Consider the following 19,627-nt stretch of genomic DNA (forward strand, 5'->3'; position numbering starts at 1 on the left):
CACGGGTCACGGAAGCTGAGTGCTCCAAGGCCAGCCGGCTGGAAGGACTTCCATGCGCCGTCGAACCTTGTTGGAAGCTCGCGTACCGTCGCGTCCGGCTTCTGAGCCACCAGCCGCCTGAGCGCGGGGGCCACCTTGCCCCGAATGGGCGAGAAGGCGCCGCCGCCTTGGGGCCACGGCACGACGTCCCCTGTCCCCAGAGAAGATCAAGCCTCGACGATCGCGCCAAATCGCGCGACAATACTGCACCACATGGTTCAGCATTCAGGTGCCCGCCTCAATGCCTCGTTCGCCGCGCTCTCGGACGCGACCCGACGCGGCATCCTGGAGCAGCTCGGACGTTCAGACGCTTCGATCACGGACCTCGCCGAGAAGTTCCGCATGACCCTCACGGGCATGAAGAAGCACGTCGGCGTCTTGGAGCAGGCCGGGCTCGTCGTCACCCAGAAGGTCGGGCGCGTGCGGACCTGCAAGCTCGGGCCACTCCAACTGGAAGAAGAGACGGCGTGGCTCGAGAGGTACCGCCAGCTCTGGGCCTCACGCTTCGATGAGTTGGACAAAATTGTCGAGGAACTGAAACAAAAGGAGAAGGTCAATGGACGCAAGAAGAGAGAGTGAACCCGTGAAGAACGTCACAACGGCGGAACGGAAATCCGAGCGCGAGTTCGTCGTCACGCGAACCGTCAACGGCCCGGCGCGCATCATTTTCGAGGCGTGGACCAAGCCCGAGCTGCTCAAGCGGTGGTGGGCACCGAAGTCGTTTGGGATTTCCTTCATCTCCTGCGAGGCCGATGTTCGTGTCGGGGGCACGTACCGCTTCGTGTTCGGCCACCCTGCCTCGGAGCAGCCGATGGCGTTCTTCGGTAGGTACATCGAAGTGACGCCGCACTCGCGCCTCGCCTGGACGAATGAGGAAAGTGCTGAGGGGGCCGTCACCACGGTGACCTTCGAAGAGAATGGCGGCAAGACGCGGGTCGTCGTGCACGACCTCTATCCCTCGAAGGAAGCTCTCGACGGCGCCATCGCCTCCGGGAGCACCTGTGGGATGGGCGAGACGCTCGATCAGTTGGACGAGCTACTCGTGGCCCTGGGCGTCTAACGCCGGGATCAGTTGAGTTGAAGGAAGGAGAGGCAGTGGCGGAACCAGGCCGCGAGCTTCGCGAGCGGAGTGGCCGCACGTAACTGCCTCACCGTCCGCGGAACCTGTCAACGTGAGGGCCCTGGGTTGATCTGTCTCACCGGGCCCGGAGGAAGTCCCGGACGCTCTGCTGCTGGAGCTTCGCGGATTCGATGCACAGCCGGATGGACTCCACCGCCCGGGCCAGCGCGCGCGGTCCTCCCTCCACGCGCGTCACCCGGGGCGTGAGGAAGGACTCCGCCTCCGCGAGCTGGCGCTCATCACAGAGATTGCCCACCTGGTTGATGAGCCCGCCCTGCTCATCCGAGCGCAGGCGCTGGGTGAGCACGTCGAACCGCGCGCGGTAGAACTCCCAGGCCAGGGCCTGCGTCTCCGGCATGTTCAGCGACGTCTTGAGGATGATCAGCGCATCCCGCGTGTCGAAGTCCGGCCCCACCACCAGTTCCAGCGCCCGCCGCGTCAGCTCCGGCGTCCGGAAGTAGCCCAGCGCCGACAACAGCCGGGCGCGTTCGTTGCGGTCCTGCTCCTTCTTCGCCGCCTCCAGCAACGCGTTGAACAGGTCCGCGTCGCCATGCGCCGCCGCGCGGGGCAGTGCGCTGCTCAGCGCCTCCGGGTCCACGGACTTGCGGTCCGCGAGCCACGCGCGCACCAGCGGCCCGGCGTCCTTCACCAGCGCCGGGTCCTCGCCCAGCCCGGCGGCGAGCCGCAGGAACAGCGACCGGGATTGCTTCACGCCATCGTCATCGCCGGCCTTCGACACCCAGCCCAGGGCCCGCGCGCGCGGTGCGTAGAGCGACGCCACCCAGGCGCGAAAGCGCTTGCGCTCCTCCGCGGAGAGCCTGTCCAACCGCACCTGTGAAAGCAGCGCGGCCCCGCTCTCCACCACCAGCCGCTCCGGTGAACGCACCGAGGCCGGAACGGCCTTCAAGGCCTCCCCGAGCGGCAGGTCCCCGCGCTCCACCGCCGCGTCCACGTCCGCCCAGAGGGCCACCTGCTCGCCCGTCGTGAAGGCCGAAGGCGGAGTCGCCAGCAGCGCCGTGAGCTGTTCGCGCGTGTAGCCGCCACGGTAGTAGCCCGTGCCCCCCGCGTTGAGCAGCACCCACGCCGGGCACTGCTTCGTGGGCAGCGCCACCTCCGCCGTGGGGCCCTTCAGCATCGAGCACACCCGGGACGACTTCGTCCCCGTCCCCGCGAGAAGACAGACAGGCACCTGCCACTCCTGCCGCGCGTTCGCCCGGGAGCCCGCGGGCAGGTAGCGCTCCTGCGACAGCTTCACCGTCGGCACGCCCCCCGCCGGGCACGTCACCCGCGCGGACACCCGGGGCGCCCCGCCCTTTTCGATGAAGCCCTTGAAGGAGTTCGCCACCTCCGGCCCCGCCGCCTGGGACACCTCCGCCAGGAAGTCCTCCGTCGTCGCCACGCCCCACGCGTGCTTGCGGACATAGCCTCGCATCACATCGCGGAAGCGCTCCGCGCCCAGCCACGCTTCGAACATGGCGATGACGGAGGAGCCCTTGTCATACGTCGTCCCATTGTCGAACGAGCCCACGATGTCGTCGTTGCTCGCCACCGGCTTGCGCACCGGCAACGCGGCCTCCAACGCATCCGACGACAGCGCCGAGCGCGTCGCATACATGGCCCGCTCCTGCTGGTAGTCCCACGACGGCTCCAGCCGGTCCACCGTCTGCCGGTCCAGCCACGCCGTGAAGGACTCGTTCAGCCAGATGTCGTTCCACCAGGCGTTGGTGACGACGGCGCTGAACCAGTAGTGCCCCAGCTCGTGATTGGCGATGACCGCATAGTGCTTGCGCCGGGCCAGCGTCTCCTCTGCCGGGGGGATGAGGGTCAGCGGCTGCCCGAGCGCCACGAGGCCCGGGTGCTCCATCGTGCCCCAGTAGCGGGGCACCACCGCCACATCCAGCTTCTCGTAGGGGTACGTCTGGTCGAAGAAGTCCTCCAGGCCCTTCACGATGCGCGGCGTGACACTGGCGGCGTAGCGCGTCTCCCCTCCCCGCCCCTTCGGAACGATGAAGCGCAGCGGCACGCTGGCGCGCCCCACGGTGCCCGCCTCCACCACGTCGAACGGGCCCACGATGAAGGCCACGAGGTAGCTGGGCATGGGCTTGCTCTGCGCGAACGTGACGCGCTCCAGCCCGCCCGCCAGGGACTCCCGTGAGACCTCCGGGTGGTTGGCCAGGGCCACGTGCCCCGCCTTCACCGTCAAGCGCAGCCGCCAGGGCACCTTGAAGGTCGGCTCGTCGAAGCACGGGAAGGCGCGCCGCGCGTCGATGGGCTCGAAGAACGTGTAGAGGTAGGACTCGCCGCCCTCCGCCTGTCCATAGAGGCCCTGGCTGCGCTCGCGGTCCACCTTGCCGGTGAAGTCCAGGGTGAGCGTCGCCGTGCCCACGGGCAGCTCCTCCGGCAACAGCAATCCCAGGCGCCCCTCGCTTTCGGAGACGGGCTTCGCGTCGAAGGTGCGGCCTCCCACCGTCACCGTGGCGCGCTTCACCTCCAGGTCCTGGCCATGCAGCCACACCTGACGCACCGGCTTGAGCACCTCCACGTCGATGCTGACGCTGCCCGGGTAGGTGGCCTCCGCGGGCAGCAGCTTCAGGTCCAACGCATAGCGGAGCGGACGCACCGTGTCCGGCAGCCGCAGCGCGGGCGGCTGGGGCTCCGGCCACGCGACGGCGGCGGGCGCGACGGCCTGCGTCACGGCCTCCGGCGAATGGGCACAGCGGACGGTCACCGCGACGACGAGCAACAGGAGGAGGCGGTTCATGGGTGCTGGAGCGTAGCGCCCCCCCACCCGACGTCCAGGGTAATCACCGACCCTGAAAGGGTTTGGACAGACTCCGAAAGCTGGCGGACCCATCTACAAACATCTCAGCATTCTGATAAACTCATCATCCACTCCCAACCCCTTTCCTGAATCCTCGCTTCAGTCCCCAGGCCTCGGCTGGCGACGAAGTGAGCCGGGTGACCGTCACGTTGACCGCCAGTGGCGTTCCGACCTCCACCACGGTGCTGACTGATGATGGTCGCGGGGACGCTCATCGCCGTCCATGACCCGGCGCTCAATGTGCAGACCCCGCTGGGCGCCTTCACCCATGCGCGCAGCTCCGCATCCCTCATCCAGCTGCCTTCAGGCAAGCTCCTGGTGACGGGCGGGTCGTCGAGCATCGGTTTGACGGCCGAACTCTTCGTGAACGCGGCGCTCCTCTACACGCCCTGATGGCGGCACCACGCCAGCGCGCCAGCCTTGCGCGCGGACGTGGTTGTCCGGTGGTCCCACGCCAGCGACGACGGGCATTGCGGCCTGCCTCGAATCAGCGAGGATGCGGCCCATGTCCACCCTCAAAGGCAAGACCCTCTTCATCTCCGGCGCCAGCCGCGGCATCGGCCTGGCCATCGCGCTGCGCGCGGCCCGGGACGGCGCCAACATCATCATCGCGGCGAAGACCACCGACCCGCACCCCAAGCTGCCCGGCACCATCTACACGGCCGCGAAGGAGATTGAAGCGGCCGGCGGCAAGGCGCTGCCCTGCGTGGTGGACATCCGCGACGAGGCGCAGATCCACGCGGCCGTGGCCAAGGCGGTGGAGACCTTCGGCGGCATCGACATCCTGGTGAACAACGCCAGCGCCATCAGCCTCACCGGCACGCTGGAGACGCCGCTCAAGCGCTTCGACCTGATGCACGGCATCAACACGCGCGGCACCTTCGCGTGCTCGCAGGCGTGCCTGCCGTACCTCAAGAAGTCCTCCAACCCGCACATCCTCAACAACTCGCCGCCGCTCAACATGGAGGCGCGCTGGTTCGGCCCGCACGTCGCCTACACCATGGCGAAGTTCGGCATGAGCATGTGCGTGCTCGGCATGGCGGAGGAGTTCAAGGACGAGGGCATCGCCGTCAACGCCCTCTGGCCCCGCACCGTCATCGCCACCGCCGCCGTGCAGAACCTGCTGGGCGGCGATGAGACCATCAAGGGCAGCCGCTCGCCGGAGATCATGGCGGACGCGGCCCACGCCATCCTCACCAAGCCCAGCCGCTCCTTCACCGGCAACTTCTGCATCGACGAGGACGTGCTGCGCGGCGTGGGCGTCACGAACTTCGACAAGTACCAGTCCGTGCCCGGCGCGGAGCTGTTCCCCGACTACTTCATCTGACCGTCGGACCCACCCCGGGGCGCATGGGTGCGCCAGGAACAAGGCCCTCATGCCCCCGCGCAAGCTGCTGCGACACCTGGTCTGGCTGGAGTCCTTCACCGCCGCCGTGGAGGCGGGCAGCATCGACGCCGCCGCGGAGCACCTGGGCGTCGCCCGCTCCGTGGTGAGCGAACACATCCGCGCCCTGGAGGAGGCCCTGGCGGATGGCGCCGCCCTGCTGGAGCGCGGCCCGGGGCGCAGGCTGCAACTGTCCGCGCGCGGCGAGCGCCTCTACGCGGGCACCCAGACGCCGCTGCACCAGTTGGACATGAAGCGGCTCATGGACCTGGCCCGCGTGGAGCCCACCCTGCGCCTGGGGCTCAACCCCACCCTGTCCATGTCGCTGCTGGGCGGCATCGCGCAGGACGCGGCCGCCACCGACCTCAAGCTGGTGGTGGGCTTCGGCGGCTCGCACGAGCTGGTGCGGCAGGTGCAGACGCGGCAGCAGGACCTGGTGCTGGACTTCACCCCCCTGCCCCCGCACGACGGCGTGGATTCAGAATCCCTGCTGCGCATGTCCTTCGTGGTGCTGGCCGGCCCGGACTCCGCGCTGGTGCGCGAACAGGCGTCCCGGCGCGCGCTGGATGTGAAGGACCTGCAGGGTCAACGCTTCGTGGACTGGTTGCGAGACGACCCGTACGGCGGCGCCAACAGCGCGCGCTTCGCCGCCCAGGGGGTCAAGGTGGACGAGGTGGGTCGCGTGGAGAGCTTCCTCCACCTCTACGAGTTGCTGCGCGCCTACCGCGCCTGCGCCATCGCCCCCGACGTACGCCCCACCCAGCCGTTCCCCTCCGACATCCACGTCTGGCCCCTGCGCGAGGCGGAACCCCAGGTCGTGGAGGTGGTCGCCCTGTGGCCCTCCGGTGGCCTCAGCCCCGGCGCCCACACCGTCCTGGACGGCCTGCGACGTCGCCTCCGCAAACGACGATAATCCGTCGAAGACGTCGATTTCTGCCGGATTTCCGTCCGCCGCTGACGTGGGTATCTTCCAGGTGTCCTGTTTCTCTTGAAGGAGCCTCCGAGATGACCCCCACGGAACGGACGATTGCCCGCCTGCCCGCCCACCTGCGCCGCTACGTGGTGTCGCAGGACTACGCGGCCTACACGCCCCGCGACCAGGCGGTGTGGCGGCACATCCTGGGGCAGCTCCGGGACCACCTGCGGGACAAGGCGCACCCCGTGTACCTGGAGGGCCTGGAGGCCACGGGCATCGGCGCGGAGGCCATCCCCAGCCTGGATGAGATGAACGAGAAGCTGTCGAAGCTGGGCTGGTCCTGCGTGGCGGTGCGCGGCTTCATCCCCCCGGCGGTCTTCACGGAGCTGCAGGCGCTGGGCGTGCTGGCCATCGCGGCGGACATCCGCACGCACGAGCACATCCAGTACACGCCCGCGCCGGACATCGTCCATGAGAGCGCGGGGCACGCGCCCATCATCGCGAACCGCCGGTACGCGGAGTACCTCAAGGCGGTGGGGCTGGTGGGGTTCAAGGCCATCGCGAGCGTGGAGGACCAGGCCGTCTTCGAGGCCATCCGCAACCTGTCGGTGGTGAAGGAGGACCCCACGGCGAGCGAGGAGGAGATCGCGCACGCCCAGGCCCGCCTGGAGGCCGCCAACGCCAGCCACCGCTACATCAGCGAGAGCACCCGCGCGAGCCGCCTGTACTGGTGGACGGCGGAGTACGGGCTCGTGGGTGACCTGGAGCGTCCGCGCATCTACGGCGCGGGCCTGCTGTCCAGCATCGGCGAGGCGAAGCACTGCCTGACGTCCGCGGTGCACAAGCTGCCCCTGGGCGTGGCGTGCGCGGACATGGACTACGACATCACCCGCATGCAGCCGCAGCTCTTCGTGGCGCGCGACTTCGAGCACCTGTTCGAGGTGCTGGCGGAGTTCGAGTCCACGCTCGCGTGGAAGCGCGGCGGGGACCTGGGCCTGAACGAGGCGCTGCGCGCGCGCACGGTGAACCACCTGGTGCTCGCGGACGGTCGCGAGGTGACGGGCAAGGTGGTGGAGCTGCTGCCGGCCGCCGGCGAGGTGGCCCCCGGGCTGTCCACCGCGTTGGCGCGGCTGGAGGGCCCCATCCTCACGTCGCGTGACGGGCAGGCGCTGGACAAGCCGTTCAGCGGCGCGGCGCTGGTGGCCTTTGGGAAGGGCGCCCTGCCGGAGCGCGGGAACTTCCGGCTGGCCCTGGACAGCGGGCTGGTGCTGGAGGGCTTCGCGGTGGGCGGCGGTGAGGTGATTGCCCTGAGCGGGACGCTCGCGGGCCAGCCGCTGGAGCTGCCGTCGATGGCGCGGCTGTACCTGACGGAGCGGCTGCCGTCGGTGGCGGGCGGCCCCGCGGATCCGGGCGCGTGGGACAAGTGGTTCGGGGAGATGAATGCCTTCACCGCAGGCGACGGCGAGGCGCAGGCCCGCGAGCGCAAGGCGCAGGCGCTGCATCCGTCCCTGGCGGCGCTCTACACGGAGGTGCGCCGCCTCCGTGAGACGGGGCAGCTCGCGGCGGAGCGGCTGGAGCAGATTGCTCGCGCGTCCTCCGACTTCCCGTCGGACTGGCTCCTGCGCGCGGAGGTGGCGGAGCTGCGCGGGGAAGCACCTTCACCGCGCAACGCGGCCCACGCGTAGAGGGCCCTGCTCTCCCACTTCATGGAAGGGCCCGGTGCGGCCCTGGGCTGAAGGTGCGTGCCCTGCTCACGAACCCTTCGCAGGACGGCGCACCTTCGCGAGCCTATTGGACAGTCGGACAGGTTCGCGGGCTCTTGAAAGGGAGCGCTACATCAGCCGCGGGCTGGGCCGCGACCGGCGCCGCCCTCGAAGCGCCCGCCCCAGCAACAGCGCGATGAGCGCACCCGACAAAGGCCCCCCCGCCGCCTGACATCCGCCATCCGACTCTGACGGTTCCTGCGGCTCATCAATGGGCTCCTGGGGCCTTCCGGCATCGCAGGAACCTGCGTCCACGGTGCCCGCGTCTTGCGTCCCGGCGTCCACGGTGCCGGCGTCCTGCGTCCCGGCGTCCGTGCCGGCATCGGGTGGTGGAGGCAGCACGGGCGCACAGGCAGCGTCCTGGCCGGTGGCCGCGATGCACAATTGGCCATAGCGCCCCAGGCCCTGGGGCCTTCCGTCCACGACGGCGACCAGGACCCGCGTCGCGTCGTGCGCGGCCACCTGTGCCTTCAGGGGCTCCGGACCTGTTACCTGGACCACCCTCAGCACCGCGTCATCCGTGACGGCCGCCACGAGCAGCGACAGCGCCGCGAGGTCCGTGGCGGTCTCGGGCTCGAACGTGGCGGAGACGAAGGACGCGCCCCCCGCGACCTCGAAGATGCGTGACGACGCTCCGGCCACCCGCATGGAGGCGAGCGACGCGGGCAAGCCCGTGGCGGTCGTCACCAGCGGTGCATATCCCTCCGCTCGCGCGTAGCCGTAACCGGGCGTCGCGCGCGCGCCGGTGCCCAGGTTCCACGCGGAGAACTGTGCGAAGGCCGCGTCGAAGGACGACGCGAAGTCACGGCGCAGAACCGTATCCAGCAACAGGGGCCAGCGCGCCTCTGGCTGCCGCACGGACTCCTCCAGCAGCGCGACCAGGAGGGCGTCCCCGTAGCGCTCGCCCGCGAACTGGAAGAAGAGCCCCGCGCCGTAGCTGAAGCCCACGCTGGGGCCGCTTGGATCCGTCAGCAGGCCGCGATCCGGGCTCTCCAGGTAGTAGCGGGTGAAGCCCTCCAGATCATCGAGCGCGGGCTCGAAGCGCTCCGTGGCCCAGACGGCGGTGCCCTCGGATGCAATGCCGCCCAGGTTCGGCCGGTAGGCGGCCTGCACCGCGTGGAAGAACTCGTGGCTCGCCAGGATCTCCACGGCCTCCTGGTCGGACGGGTAGCCGTAGCCCGCGAAGTCGTTCTCCTGGAGCATGTAGCCCGTGCAGCGCGTGGCGCCGTCCAGACACGTCTCCATCCGGAAGGCGCCGTCGCCTCGGCGGGCGAAGTCCACCAGGTACACGTCGAAGCGACCATCGCCGCCGTTGTCTCCAGGCGTGGTCGCGTCGTCGGGCGGCAGGCGGAAGCCCAGGTCCACGTAGAACGTGGCCACCCGTTCGTAGGTGCGCCCGACAAGCTCCACCAAGTCGGGCACGCCATTGCCATCCACGTCCGCCAGCGGCACCGCGTTCGGCCCCTGGCGGGTGAAGTGGACGCGGAAGCGATGGCCCTCGGAGACGGCGGACTCCACCGTCTCCGTCGGCTCGAAGCGTGGCGCGGGCGCGGTGGCCGAGGTGGGCCGCCCGGACTCGGCGACCACCCCCGGCACGGGCGCCACCGCCTCCTCGTGGAGGAGGCGGTGCGGAGTCCCCGCGCCGGTCAGCAGCAGGAGCAGCGCGGGAACCCCGGGGGCCATCACGGCAGGTACGCCCACTTGATGCGGTACTGGCCCGAGCCGGTCACCGCCGGCAGCGTACCGGAGGCGTTGCACTGCGCCTGTGCGGCGGGCTCGTAGTACGACACCACCTGCAACTTCACGTGACGTCCGTCCGCCAGTTGCAACACGAAGACCTTGTCGGTCATCACGAGGCAGTTGTTGTATCTCCAGAACGTGGACAATGCCGTGCCCGGGGAGTTGATGCCCGAGCCGTCCAGGATGAGCTCGCAGGTGTTGGGGGTGAAGTACGCCTCCGCGAGGAAGGTCGCGGTCGGCTCCACTTGGGTGACCGCGTCGAACGTGGAGCCCTCGGCCGTCTGGGCCACCGTCACGCAGGACGGCCCGGACACGCCGCTGTTCACGCGGATGACGCTGCGGCGCACCGCGATGTCCCACGCCGTCGACGCGAGCGCGGACTGATCATCAATGTCCACCTTCACCAGCCCCGTCGGCGTGAAGCGCGCATAGGTGTACGACTGCGTCGCGGACAAGCCACCGGCCCGCCCATCCATGTACGTGAAGAACTGCCCCGACGTGGTGCCCTCCTCCACGAGGGTGCCCGTCGCGATGTTCGTGCGCAGGGTCAGCTCCTCGATGCTCTGCTCACGGCACGCCACCGGGCCACCGCACACCTGCGTGCCGCCGTCCGTCTCGGTGCCCGCGTCCGTCGTCGTACCGGCGTCCGTCTCGGTGCCTGCATCCGTCGTCGTACCGGCGTCCGTCCCGGTGCCGGCATCCGTCCCGGTGCCTGCATCCGTCGTCGAGCCACCATCCGTCCCGGTGCCGGCGTCCGTCGTACCGGCATCCGTCGTCGTGCCCGCGTCCTCCTCGGGCTCCGGGGTCAGCGCGCGCAGCTCGCACGTCTTGTCAGCGGTGCAGACATACGCCTGCCCCTCCGGCGCCGCGCCCTGATCACGGCAATCGAACGCATCGACGCACTCATCGCCGCTGCATCCCGGCGCCACCAGCGCCAGCGCGAGGACCACCAGGCCGTACCGACCTGCACCACGCGTCCGGACCACCCCTCCAGGAAAGCCCATCGTCGTCACCTTTCGATGCGGAACACCGCCATCCGCGAAGGCGCCGATCCATATCGATAACGATTCTCATTTTCAATATCGTTTTCTCACCTCCCTGCGGAGGTGTCGTCGGGCTTGGGGGCATTGAGGGTGGACAGGCGGGGCGCGCTGCCCGGCCCCAGGAGGCCCTGCATGGCGTCGAAGAGGTTGAGGTTGGAGCCGGTGGGGAGGAAGACGACCTTCTCCAGGCCTCCCACGACGGCGGCCTGGGCCTGCGCCGCGACGACGCGGACGAAGTTCTCTCCTCCGCCCAGGGCCTCCACGCGCTGGCGGAACTGCGAGGCCTCCACCTCCGCGAGCCGGGACTGGCGCTCCACCTCCAGGTCGTTGAGGCGCTGCTGGCGCTCCAGGGCCATCTGGACGGTGAGCCGTTCGCGCTCCAGCTCCGCCTCGGAGCGGATGCGGGAGGCGCGGGCGTCGGACTCGGCGCGGGCCAGGGCCTCCTCGCTCTCCACGCGGGCCTTCTCCAGCTGCGCCTCCGCCTCCACCTTCGCGCGGCTGAGCGTTTCGAGCTGGTGGTTGCGGTTCTGCAATTCGATGAGCGACTGGCGCTCCGCCTCCGACTTGCGGTGGCTGGAGATGTCCGCCAGCTGCTTCTCCTCCTCACTGCGGATGCGCTTCAGCTCCGCGGCGGCCTGCGCTTCCTGGCGCGAGGCGTCCAGTTGGATCTGGATGTTGGTGTCGATGGCCTCGCGCAGCTTCAGGGCCGTCTTCTCGTCGACGGGGGCGATGTCCTTGATGTCGATGTCGATGATGCGCAGCTGGTTCTCGGAGAAGAGCCGGTCCTTGCGCGCGCGGCCCGCGTCGTCCATGCCGAAGATGGCCCGGCGGATGAGCACGCTGGCGTTCTTGTGGAACGTCTCGAACTCGTTCTCCGCGGCCACCTGGCGGATGCGTGACGCGAGGTTCTCACACACGTAGCCGATGAAGTCGTTCACCCGGAAGATGGCCTTGTCCTTCTCCGGGTCGCCCTGCACGTCGAACTGCCACTTGTAGGAGAGCTTGATGCGCAGCCGCGCGTGGTCGCGGGTGGCCACCTCGAACAGGTCCGTGGCGAAGTCCGGCCCCAGCCGCAGCATCAGCACCTTGAGCTGCCGGGGGCGCTTGGGCGTGCTGCCGGACAAGTCCAGCACGGTGACGTCCTCGTACGGGCGCAGCATCACCTTCGCCGGGCCGAACTCCACCCGCGCGTGGTTGCTCTCGAAGTCGTTGATGAGCACCGCCGTGTTGTCCTCGATGCGCAGCACGATGGCGCGCGTACGGTCCCCCTTCTCCGGCGCCGACGTGGGGCGCGGCGCGCGGGCGTCCTTCGTCTCCCCGGACGCGGACGGCGGGGCCAGCCCCAGCAGGGACTCGGCCTCCGGCGACAGGCGCTTCTCGTGCAGCTCCTGGTGCGCCTCCGGCATGAACTGGCAGGGCCCCTGCACGAGCGTCACCTTGCCGGAGCGCAGGTCCCTCACGTAGAGGCCCTCCCCCTGCCCCAGCGACAGCGCGGCAATCTCCTTGTGGATGAGGACCTTCTCGCTGGGCACGTAGGTGCGAGGCCCCCGGACGATCCACGTATCGCCGGCCTTGCGCAGGCGGGGCTCCCCACCCTCCTCCTCGGTGAGGTCGTCCAGGGCCTGGAGCTTCAGTCCCTGGAGCTCCGACAGGACGTGCTTGCGGCGCACGTCGCCCTCCAGCGCTTCCCCGGGCTCCAGGAAGAAGACGTCCGGGCCGGAGACGACCTTGCGGCGGCCCTCCTGGATGCGGCCGGTGGCGCGGTCCACCGGGTTGAGGATGACGCAGTACTCGGTCTCCTTGAGGACGCGGGCCTTCTCCAGCGACTCGACGGACACGGCCTCGCCGGGCACGTAGCGGCCGGGGCCGCGCATCAGCCACTCGTCACCGGCCTCGCGGCGGCGGGGCGCGTCCTTCGCGCGGTCGTCCGTGAAGGCGGTGAGCGCGCGCAGGCGCAGCGCCTCCGACACGCCCAGCACGTACTCCGGGACGATGTCGCCCTCCAGCTCCTCGCCGGGGTACAGCGGGAACACCTTGGGTCCCACGCGGACCTCGCGGTCGCCCACCGCCACCCGCGCCTGGCCGAAGTCGTCCAGCGCCACCTGGCCGGCCTCGCGCACCACGGGGTTGCGCACGACGCACCAGCTGCCGGCGCCCACTTCAATCATCCGCTCCTTGGCGACGAGCGTGAGGTGCGCCTCCAGGGTCAGCACCCGGGGCCCCACCTCCATCAGCACCACGCCCCGGTTGGCGTCCTCGATGTAGGCGTACTCGCGGTTCTTCAGGGAGATGCGCTGGATGGCTTCGGTGCTGGGGAGGGCGGAAGGCACGGGACACCTGCTCACGAAGGTGGAGGGTTCGCCCGTGTGTCATTGCCAGCCGCGTGCCGCCCCTCCCTGCCCCGGAACGGCTCTGCCAACGCACCAACCTGGAGCAACCGCCCGCTCCAATGCGGCGCGGGCGGCGGTCCAGACTGGGGCGGTGCGGCCTACAGCGACTGCGACTGCGACTCCGCGCCCCACGCCTCCACGGTCCACTCGTCGGCGGAGAGGCCGGCGCTGAAGCCGAAGGCGTCGGAGACGAGGTCGTAGCCGTAGTCCGCGAAGATGCGGTGGGCGTAGCTCGTGGGGTGGATCTCATCCCAGAACAGGTACTTGTCCGGGTTGACCGCCTTGCCCTTGGCGGTGCCGGTGACGTTCGTCAGGGAATAGGCGGAGGGCGCCGCGATGATGGCGTTGAACTGGTTGAAGGCGTTCATCCCGATGAAGGTGACGGACGGGAAGTCCCTGCGCAGCTGCGTCAGGTGCGAGCTCCACAGCGTGTTGAACTGGGTGACGGGGGGCGCGAGCACCGTGTTGCCAAGGCCGCCCGGCACGGACAGCGCCGCCGGCGTCTTGTTCAGGGGCGGCATGTTGACCCACAGGATGCGCTTCGCGCCGGCGGCGACGAGCTTGCGGACCTGCGCGTTGATGTTGTTCGCGGCCGTCGTGGCGGCGGCCTTGATGCCCGCCGAGTCGAACGGGTTCGCCTGGGCCTTGTAGTTGATGTCATTGCCGCCGCCCCAGAGGACGTACAGCGCGGTGGCGGACGCCGTCGGGTGGGCGGCCAGGTAGTTGTTCACCTGGGCGGACATGCCGCTGGTGACGGCGCCACCCCGGGCGTAGTTCGTGCCGCCATTGTCGGAGGCCGTCAGGGGCAGGCCCAGTTGGTTCGCGAGCTGCTTCACCCAGGTGCCGGCAATCTGGCTGGAGGGGTTCGTCGTGGGGCCACTGGTGGCGGTGCCGTTGTTGCCGTTGTCACTCAGGCTGTCGCCAAACGCGACGATGCTGCTCTGGGCGCTGGCATGCAGCGGAAGGAGGAAGGCCAGCGCGGCCACCAACGACAGGAAGGGATGCTTCATCGAAAGAACTCCAGGAGGGGGACAAACCGCTTTTCACAGCGTGTCACCCCTCCCAGAGATTTCAAAGAGTCCAACTCTTCCCTGTTTTAATCCAGATGTTTCAAGCCGCGTCAGCCGCGAGCGGCCCGGGCGTCGCGGCCCTTGGCGCGGGCGGCCTTGGAGAGCAGGTCGGAGCCCTTCTCCTCGCCCTTCATCCACGCCTTCATGGCGGGGACCACGCTCTTGCTCCAGGCCATGCCGCCGCGCACGACGAGGAAGTCGTTCACCAGCGCGTCCACCAGGGTGGAGAGCTGCTCGGTCAGCTCCAGGCGCTCGGAGAGCTGATCATCCTCCTCCTCGGTCATGAGGGCGGGCAGCTTGGCGGCGCGGATGTCCAGGAACTCCGCATCCAGGGTGAGCTCGAACTCGCGCTCGCCGTGGGAGATGCGCAGCCGTGCCTGGGACACGAGCAGGCCCCGGTCCAGCGAGTGCCGCACGTTCTCCGAATACGGCGCCAGCGTGCCGCGCGCGCTCAGCTCCGTGACGTCGCCCGCCACGCCGCGCAGCACCACCTTGCCCAGGTAGAGGGCCGTGATGCCCGCGCCGTCGTGCTCCACCAGCGGGTCGCCGGACTCCGAGCGCCACAGCAGCCACGTCAGGAACTCGCGGCCCAGGTAGGCCCGGCCGCGCAGCAATTGCTCGCGCGCCTTGCCCTGCTCAATCTCCGCCTCGTCCTTCACCTCTTCGGTGGAGGCCCCGTCAATGCCCACGTCGCCCCGGGCGAACGCCGCCTCGATCCGCGCCTGCTCACCCTTCGCCATGGCTGTCCTCCACCGAAGCCGTCGCCGGCAGGTCCATTCCGATGAGCTCCGCCGTGGGGCCCAGGGCCTTGTCGTCGATGCCCGCGCGCTGCGCCATCGACGCGGGCGTGATGCCAATCACCTTCACCGCCAGGGCGCCCTCCAGCGCGACGGAGATCTCATCCACCGTCTTGCGGGACGCGGCCCAGATCTGCACCTGCTGCGTCTTCAGGTTCCACGTCACGTCCAGCACGCTGGTGCGGGGCACGGCGCGCTGACGCAAGAGCTGCTTCAGCTCCAGCTTCTGCTTGTTCTTCTCCGCGCGCGCGGGCGGGCGGCCGTTCTCCTTGGTGAAGGCGGACGTCCACTTGTCCAGCTCCGCCTTCATCATCGACCCGGGCACCTTCAGCGTGTCGATGCGGAAGGAGAACAGGGCGTACTCGCCATAGAAGAGGTTGCTGGTGGAGAAGTCGGAGGCCTCCGCGTTCTCCAGCTCCACGAAACCGGCCGCGCGCTCATCTTCGGAGCGACGGTCGATGGGTTCGAACGCATGGGACTTGAGTCCCTTGGTCAGCCAGCGCTTGACGTCGGACGGAGCTTCCTTGGAAGGCTCGGTCCGGAAGCGCGAAAAGGTCACGGCACCACGTAGGACAGGCATGGGGCGCGGCAGGATGGGCGTCCGGTGCCGTGGCGTCAAGGCACTCGGCGTGGCTGGACGAAGCGCGCCGGGAATAGCCGGCCACCCCGGCCGTTGCGCGCCCCGGGCTCCCCTGCCGGGCGTCCACCCGTGCACGCCTCCGCCCTTCCCCGCCGGCCGGAAACGATGACACTCCCAGGAGCGCGACATACGGTGGCCGCCCCCATGCGCCGCGCCCTCCTGTTCGCCAGCGTCTCCACCGCCTCCGTCCTCCTGTCCGCCTGCGCCCACGGGCCGCCCACGCCGGAGGCCTCCCCGGGCAACACCCTGGGCGGGGTGACGAAGGCCCTGCTACAGACCCTGGAGGCCGACGGGGCGCTCGCGGGCGCGTACGTGGTGGACGCGCGCACCGGCGAGCCGCTCTTCACGCACCGGGAGAACGTGCGGCTCTTGCCCGCGTCCACGATGAAGGTGGTGTCCACGTCCGCGGTGCTGTCCGCGCTGGGGGCGGACTTCCGCTTCGTGACGCCGGTGTCCCTGGAGGGCTCGCAGGTGGGGGGCCTGTTCCTGGGCGACGTGGTGGCGCAGGCGTCCGGCGACCCGTCCCTGGGCTCCTGGCGCTTCCCGGAGACGGCGCTCGCGTGCGACCGCATCGCGGAGGCCTTCCAGGCGCGCGGCATCCACCAGTGGCGCGGCAGCGTGCGCATCGCCGGCACGGACGGCGTGGACGGCCTGATGGGGCCCGGGTGGGCGTGGGACGACGCCGCGTATGCCTACAGCGCGGCGCCCACCCCCTTCGTCTTCCGTGAGAACGTGGTGGACCTGGCCCTCACGCGCGCGCCCGGCGCCGCCTGCGCGGACGCGCCCACCGTGCAGCTCACCCCCACCTTCGCCACGCTGGCCGCGGTGGTGCGCGTGGACGCCAACGCGGAGCGCACGAACCTCTCCTGCATGCGCGGAGGCGGCGGGGTGCGCTGCACCTGGCGCTCGCCCCAGGGCGGCCCCTGCCCCCAGTCCGCCGGCGTGAAGCTGTCCGTGGACGCGCCGCAGGAGCTCTTCGCCGCGTGCGTGGACGACGCGCTGGCCCGCAAGGGCGTGACGCGCCTGCCGCTCACGCTGGAGGCCCCCACGTCCCCCATGCCACCCGTGCCGCTGCCCCTGGTGGAGCTGACGAGCCCGCCCCTGTCGGAGCTGGTGCGCGTGACGAACAAGGAGAGCCTCAACCTGTACGCGGAGCGGCTGGGCATGCGCTTCGCGCGCGAGCGCACCGGCCAGGAGGGCTTCGCCGCGCTGCGCACGGCCCTGGCCGCGGAGCTGGTGCGCCGGGGCGTGCCCTCCAAGGACCTGCGGCCGGTGGATGGCAGCGGCCTGTCCCGCTACAACCTGGCCACTCCCCGGGGCATGGCGCGGGTCATCCTCACCAGCCTCCAGGAGCCGTATGGCCCGGCGCTGGTGGACAGCCTGCCGGTGCTGGGCGTGGACGGGACGCTGGCGGGACGGCCCACCACGCAGGCCACCGCGGGCCGCGTCCGCGCGAAGACGGGCACGCTGACGGGCCAGAAGTGCTTCGTGGGCGTGGCCGAGCGCCCCCACGACGCGGAGCACCCGCGCGTCGTCTTCGCGCTGATGCTCGGCAACATGGACGAGGGCACGAAGCCCAGCGCCAACGAAACCTTCGATCTCTTCTCCACCGCCCTGGTGGAGCTGCCCCTGCGATGAGCCGGCAGGGCGCTTTGCCAGGGCACAACATGCGAGGTGAACCGTGAAGCTGAAGACCGCAGTCGCCACCGCCGCGCTGCTCCTGCCGCTCGTGTCCGGAGCCGCGGGCAAGCCGCCCCCGAAGCCCGCCGCCACGCAGAAGCAGCCCGTGGAGACCACCTACCACGGCACCACGGTGGTGGATCCCTACCAGTGGATGGAGTCCGCCACCGACCCCAAGGTGCAGCAGTGGACCGACACCCAGAACGCGTACACCCGCGCGACGCTGGACAAGCTGCCGGGACGCGAGGGCCTGCGCCAGCGCATCACCGAGCTGCTGTCGTGGAAGTCCCCCGCGTACGGGGGCCTGGAGGAGAAGGGCGGCGTCATCCTGGCGATGAAGTTCCAGCCGCCGAAGCAGCAGCCGACGCTCGTCGTCCTGGGCTCGCTGGACGACACGTCGAAGGAGCGCGTGCTGTTGGATCCCACGCAGGTGGACCCGTCCGGCAAGACGACCATCGACTGGTTCCAGCTCACGCACGACGGCAAGAAGGTGGCGGTGTCGCTGTCCAAGAGCGGCACGGAGAGCGGTGACGTGTCGGTGTACGACGTGGCCACGGCGAAGGCGCTGGGCAACGACGTCGTCCCGCGCGTCAACGGCGGCACGGCGGGCGGCAGCCTCGCGTGGAACGCGCAGGGCACGGGCTTCTTCTACACGCGCTACCCGCGCGGCGAGGAGCGTCCCGCCATCGACCGCGAGGTGTACCAGCAGGTGTACTTCCACGCGCTGGGCACGCCCACGGAGAAGGACGCGTACGCGCTGGGCAAGGACTTCCCGCGCATCGCGATGACGGACCTGGAGGCCAGCGACGACGGCAAGTACACGTTCGCGCGCGTGGCCAACGGGGACGGCGGCGAGTTCGAGCTGTACCTGCACGGCCCCACCGGCAAGTGGGCGCAGGTGGCGAAGTTCACGGACAAGGTGGTGTCGGCGCGCTTCGGCAGCGACGGCGCGGCGTACCTGCTCAGCCGCAAGGACGCCTCCCGGGGCAAGGTGCTGCGCCTGCCGCTGGCCACGCCGACGCTGGACAAGGCGACGGTCATCGTCCCGGAGGGCGAGGCCACGGTGCAGTCCATCCTCCCCACGAAGAGCCGGCTGTACCTGATGGAGCAGCTGGGCGGGCCGTCGCAGATGCGCATCGTGGACCTGGCGGGCAAGCCGCTGGGGCTGGTGCCCACGCTGCCGGTGTCGTCGGTGGGCGGCGCGGTGCGCCAGGGCGCGGACGACGTGCTGTTCGCCAACACCAGCTTCACGACGCCGGCCGCGTGGTACCGCTACTCCGCGGCGGACGGCAAGGTGACGAAGACGGCGCTGGCGCGCACGGCGGCCATCGACATGAGCGACGTGGAGGTGGTGCGCACGGAGGCCACGTCCAAGGACGGCACCAAGGTGCCGCTGACCATCCTGAAGAAGAAGGGCACGAAGCTGAACGGGAAGAACCCGGCGTGGCTCACGGGCTACGGCGGCTTCAACATCTCCATCGCGCCCGGCTACAACCCCATGGCGGGGCTGTGGCTGGAGCAGGGCGGCGTGTACGCGGTGGCGAACCTGCGCGGCGGCTCGGAGTTCGGTGAGGCCTGGCACCAGGCCGGCTCGCTCACGAAGAAGCAGAACGTGTTCGACGACTTCTACGCGTGCGCGAAGCTGCTGGTGGACCAGAAGTACACGCAGCCGAAGAAGCTGGCCATCCAGGGCGGCAGCAACGGCGGCCTGCTGATGGGCGCGGCCGTGACGCAGCACCCGGAGCAGTACGGCGCGGTGGTGGCGCGCGTGGGCATCTACGACATGCTGCGCACGGAGCTGACGCCCAACGGCCAGTTCAACGTGACGGAGTACGGCAGCGTGAAGGACCCGGAGCAGTTCAAGGCGTTGTATGCCTATTCGCCGGTGCACCAGGTGAAGGACGGCACGAAGTACCCGTCCGTGCTCTTCACCTCCGGGGCCAATGACCCGCGCGTGGATCCGTTCCACTCGCGCAAGATGGTGGCCCGGATGCAGGCGGCCACCAGCGCCCCGAAGCCCATCCTCCTGCGGGCCAACGCGGAGACGGGCCACGGCGCCGGCACGCCGCTGAACGCGCGCATCGAGGAGGAGGTGGACGTCTACTCCTTCGTCTTCAACGAGCTGGGCATGACGTACAAGCCCAACGCGACGAAGAAGCCCACCGCGCCCGCGCCGCAGTAGTCGGATTCATCCGCCCGTCCTTCCCCGAGTGGAAGGACGGGC

General features: G+C 69.9%; 15 protein-coding genes. 8 read left to right on the forward strand and 7 right to left on the reverse strand.

Annotation, left to right across the window (positions count from 1 at the left end; genetic code table 11):
- Positions 1 to 144 precede the first annotated feature (144 nt).
- Both OV207_RS28335 and OV207_RS28340 read left to right on the forward strand, forming a co-directional pair.
- Positions 145 to 618, forward strand: coding sequence for an ArsR/SmtB family transcription factor (locus OV207_RS28335; protein WP_267558187.1), 474 nt, complete (start codon positions 145 to 147; stop codon positions 616 to 618).
- 4 nt (positions 619 to 622) lie between these two features.
- On the forward strand, positions 623 to 1,099 hold the full coding sequence (locus OV207_RS28340) for an SRPBCC family protein (RefSeq protein WP_267558188.1): 477 nt from the start codon (positions 623 to 625) through the stop codon (positions 1,097 to 1,099).
- Between the two features lie 136 nt (positions 1,100 to 1,235).
- Here OV207_RS28340 and OV207_RS28345 read toward each other — a convergent pair whose 3' ends face one another.
- Positions 1,236 to 3,920, reverse strand: a complete 2,685-nt coding sequence (locus tag OV207_RS28345; RefSeq protein WP_267558189.1) for a M1 family metallopeptidase — start codon at positions 3,918 to 3,920, stop codon at positions 1,236 to 1,238.
- 252 nt (positions 3,921 to 4,172) lie between these two features.
- Between OV207_RS28345 and OV207_RS28350 the strand changes: the two genes are divergently transcribed.
- The 4 genes from OV207_RS28350 to OV207_RS28365 all read left to right on the forward strand — a co-directional run bounded on the left by OV207_RS28350 (position 4,173) and on the right by OV207_RS28365 (position 7,965).
- The gene (locus OV207_RS28350) at positions 4,173 to 4,373 is read left to right on the forward strand and encodes a hypothetical protein (RefSeq protein WP_267558190.1); all 201 of its coding nucleotides are present in this window, start codon (positions 4,173 to 4,175) and stop codon (positions 4,371 to 4,373) included.
- 112 nt (positions 4,374 to 4,485) lie between these two features.
- A complete protein-coding gene (locus OV207_RS28355) occupies positions 4,486 to 5,307 on the forward strand; it encodes an SDR family oxidoreductase (RefSeq protein ID WP_267558191.1) in 822 nt (273 codons plus the stop codon).
- 49 nt (positions 5,308 to 5,356) lie between these two features.
- Positions 5,357 to 6,277 (forward strand): LysR family transcriptional regulator, encoded by a 921-nt coding sequence (locus tag OV207_RS28360; RefSeq protein WP_267558192.1) that lies wholly within the window; start codon positions 5,357 to 5,359, stop codon positions 6,275 to 6,277.
- A gap of 92 nt (positions 6,278 to 6,369) precedes the next feature.
- On the forward strand, positions 6,370 to 7,965 hold the full coding sequence (locus OV207_RS28365) for an aromatic amino acid hydroxylase (protein WP_267558193.1): 1,596 nt from the start codon (positions 6,370 to 6,372) through the stop codon (positions 7,963 to 7,965).
- 147 nt (positions 7,966 to 8,112) lie between these two features.
- Here the strand turns inward: OV207_RS28365 and OV207_RS28370 are convergent, their stop codons facing one another.
- From OV207_RS28370 to rdgC, 6 genes are all read right to left on the reverse strand, one after another.
- Complete coding sequence (locus tag OV207_RS28370) at positions 8,113 to 9,726, reverse strand: MXAN_6640 family putative metalloprotease (RefSeq protein ID WP_267558194.1); 1,614 nt, start codon at positions 9,724 to 9,726, stop codon at positions 8,113 to 8,115.
- A complete protein-coding gene (locus OV207_RS28375; RefSeq protein WP_267558195.1) occupies positions 9,726 to 10,769 on the reverse strand; it encodes an HmuY family protein in 1,044 nt (347 codons plus the stop codon). Before OV207_RS28375 ends, OV207_RS28370 begins: the two co-directional genes overlap by 1 nt.
- A gap of 104 nt (positions 10,770 to 10,873) precedes the next feature.
- Positions 10,874 to 13,156: a hypothetical protein gene (locus OV207_RS28380; protein WP_267558196.1), complete on the reverse strand. Its 2,283-nt coding sequence runs from the start codon at positions 13,154 to 13,156 to the stop codon at positions 10,874 to 10,876.
- A gap of 158 nt (positions 13,157 to 13,314) precedes the next feature.
- Complete coding sequence (locus tag OV207_RS28385; protein ID WP_267558197.1) at positions 13,315 to 14,226, reverse strand: SGNH/GDSL hydrolase family protein; 912 nt, start codon at positions 14,224 to 14,226, stop codon at positions 13,315 to 13,317.
- Between the two features lie 110 nt (positions 14,227 to 14,336).
- Positions 14,337 to 15,026, reverse strand: a complete 690-nt coding sequence (locus OV207_RS28390; RefSeq protein ID WP_267558198.1) for a hypothetical protein — start codon at positions 15,024 to 15,026, stop codon at positions 14,337 to 14,339.
- Positions 15,013 to 15,663, reverse strand: coding sequence for a recombination-associated protein RdgC (gene rdgC / locus OV207_RS28395; protein WP_267558199.1), 651 nt, complete (start codon positions 15,661 to 15,663; stop codon positions 15,013 to 15,015). Before rdgC ends, OV207_RS28390 begins: the two co-directional genes overlap by 14 nt.
- A gap of 204 nt (positions 15,664 to 15,867) precedes the next feature.
- On the opposite strand from rdgC, the gene dacB reads away from it, so the two are divergent.
- Positions 15,868 to 17,361, forward strand: coding sequence for a D-alanyl-D-alanine carboxypeptidase/D-alanyl-D-alanine-endopeptidase (gene dacB / locus OV207_RS28400; protein WP_267558200.1), 1,494 nt, complete (start codon positions 15,868 to 15,870; stop codon positions 17,359 to 17,361).
- A gap of 43 nt (positions 17,362 to 17,404) precedes the next feature.
- Positions 17,405 to 19,585 (forward strand): prolyl oligopeptidase family serine peptidase, encoded by a 2,181-nt coding sequence (locus tag OV207_RS28405; protein WP_267558201.1) that lies wholly within the window; start codon positions 17,405 to 17,407, stop codon positions 19,583 to 19,585.
- The last annotated feature ends 42 nt before the right edge of the window (positions 19,586 to 19,627 follow it).

The sequence above is a fragment of the Corallococcus sp. BB11-1 genome (assembly GCF_026626625.1).
In the GTDB taxonomy this organism is placed as follows: Bacteria; Myxococcota; Myxococcia; order Myxococcales; family Myxococcaceae; genus Corallococcus; species Corallococcus soli.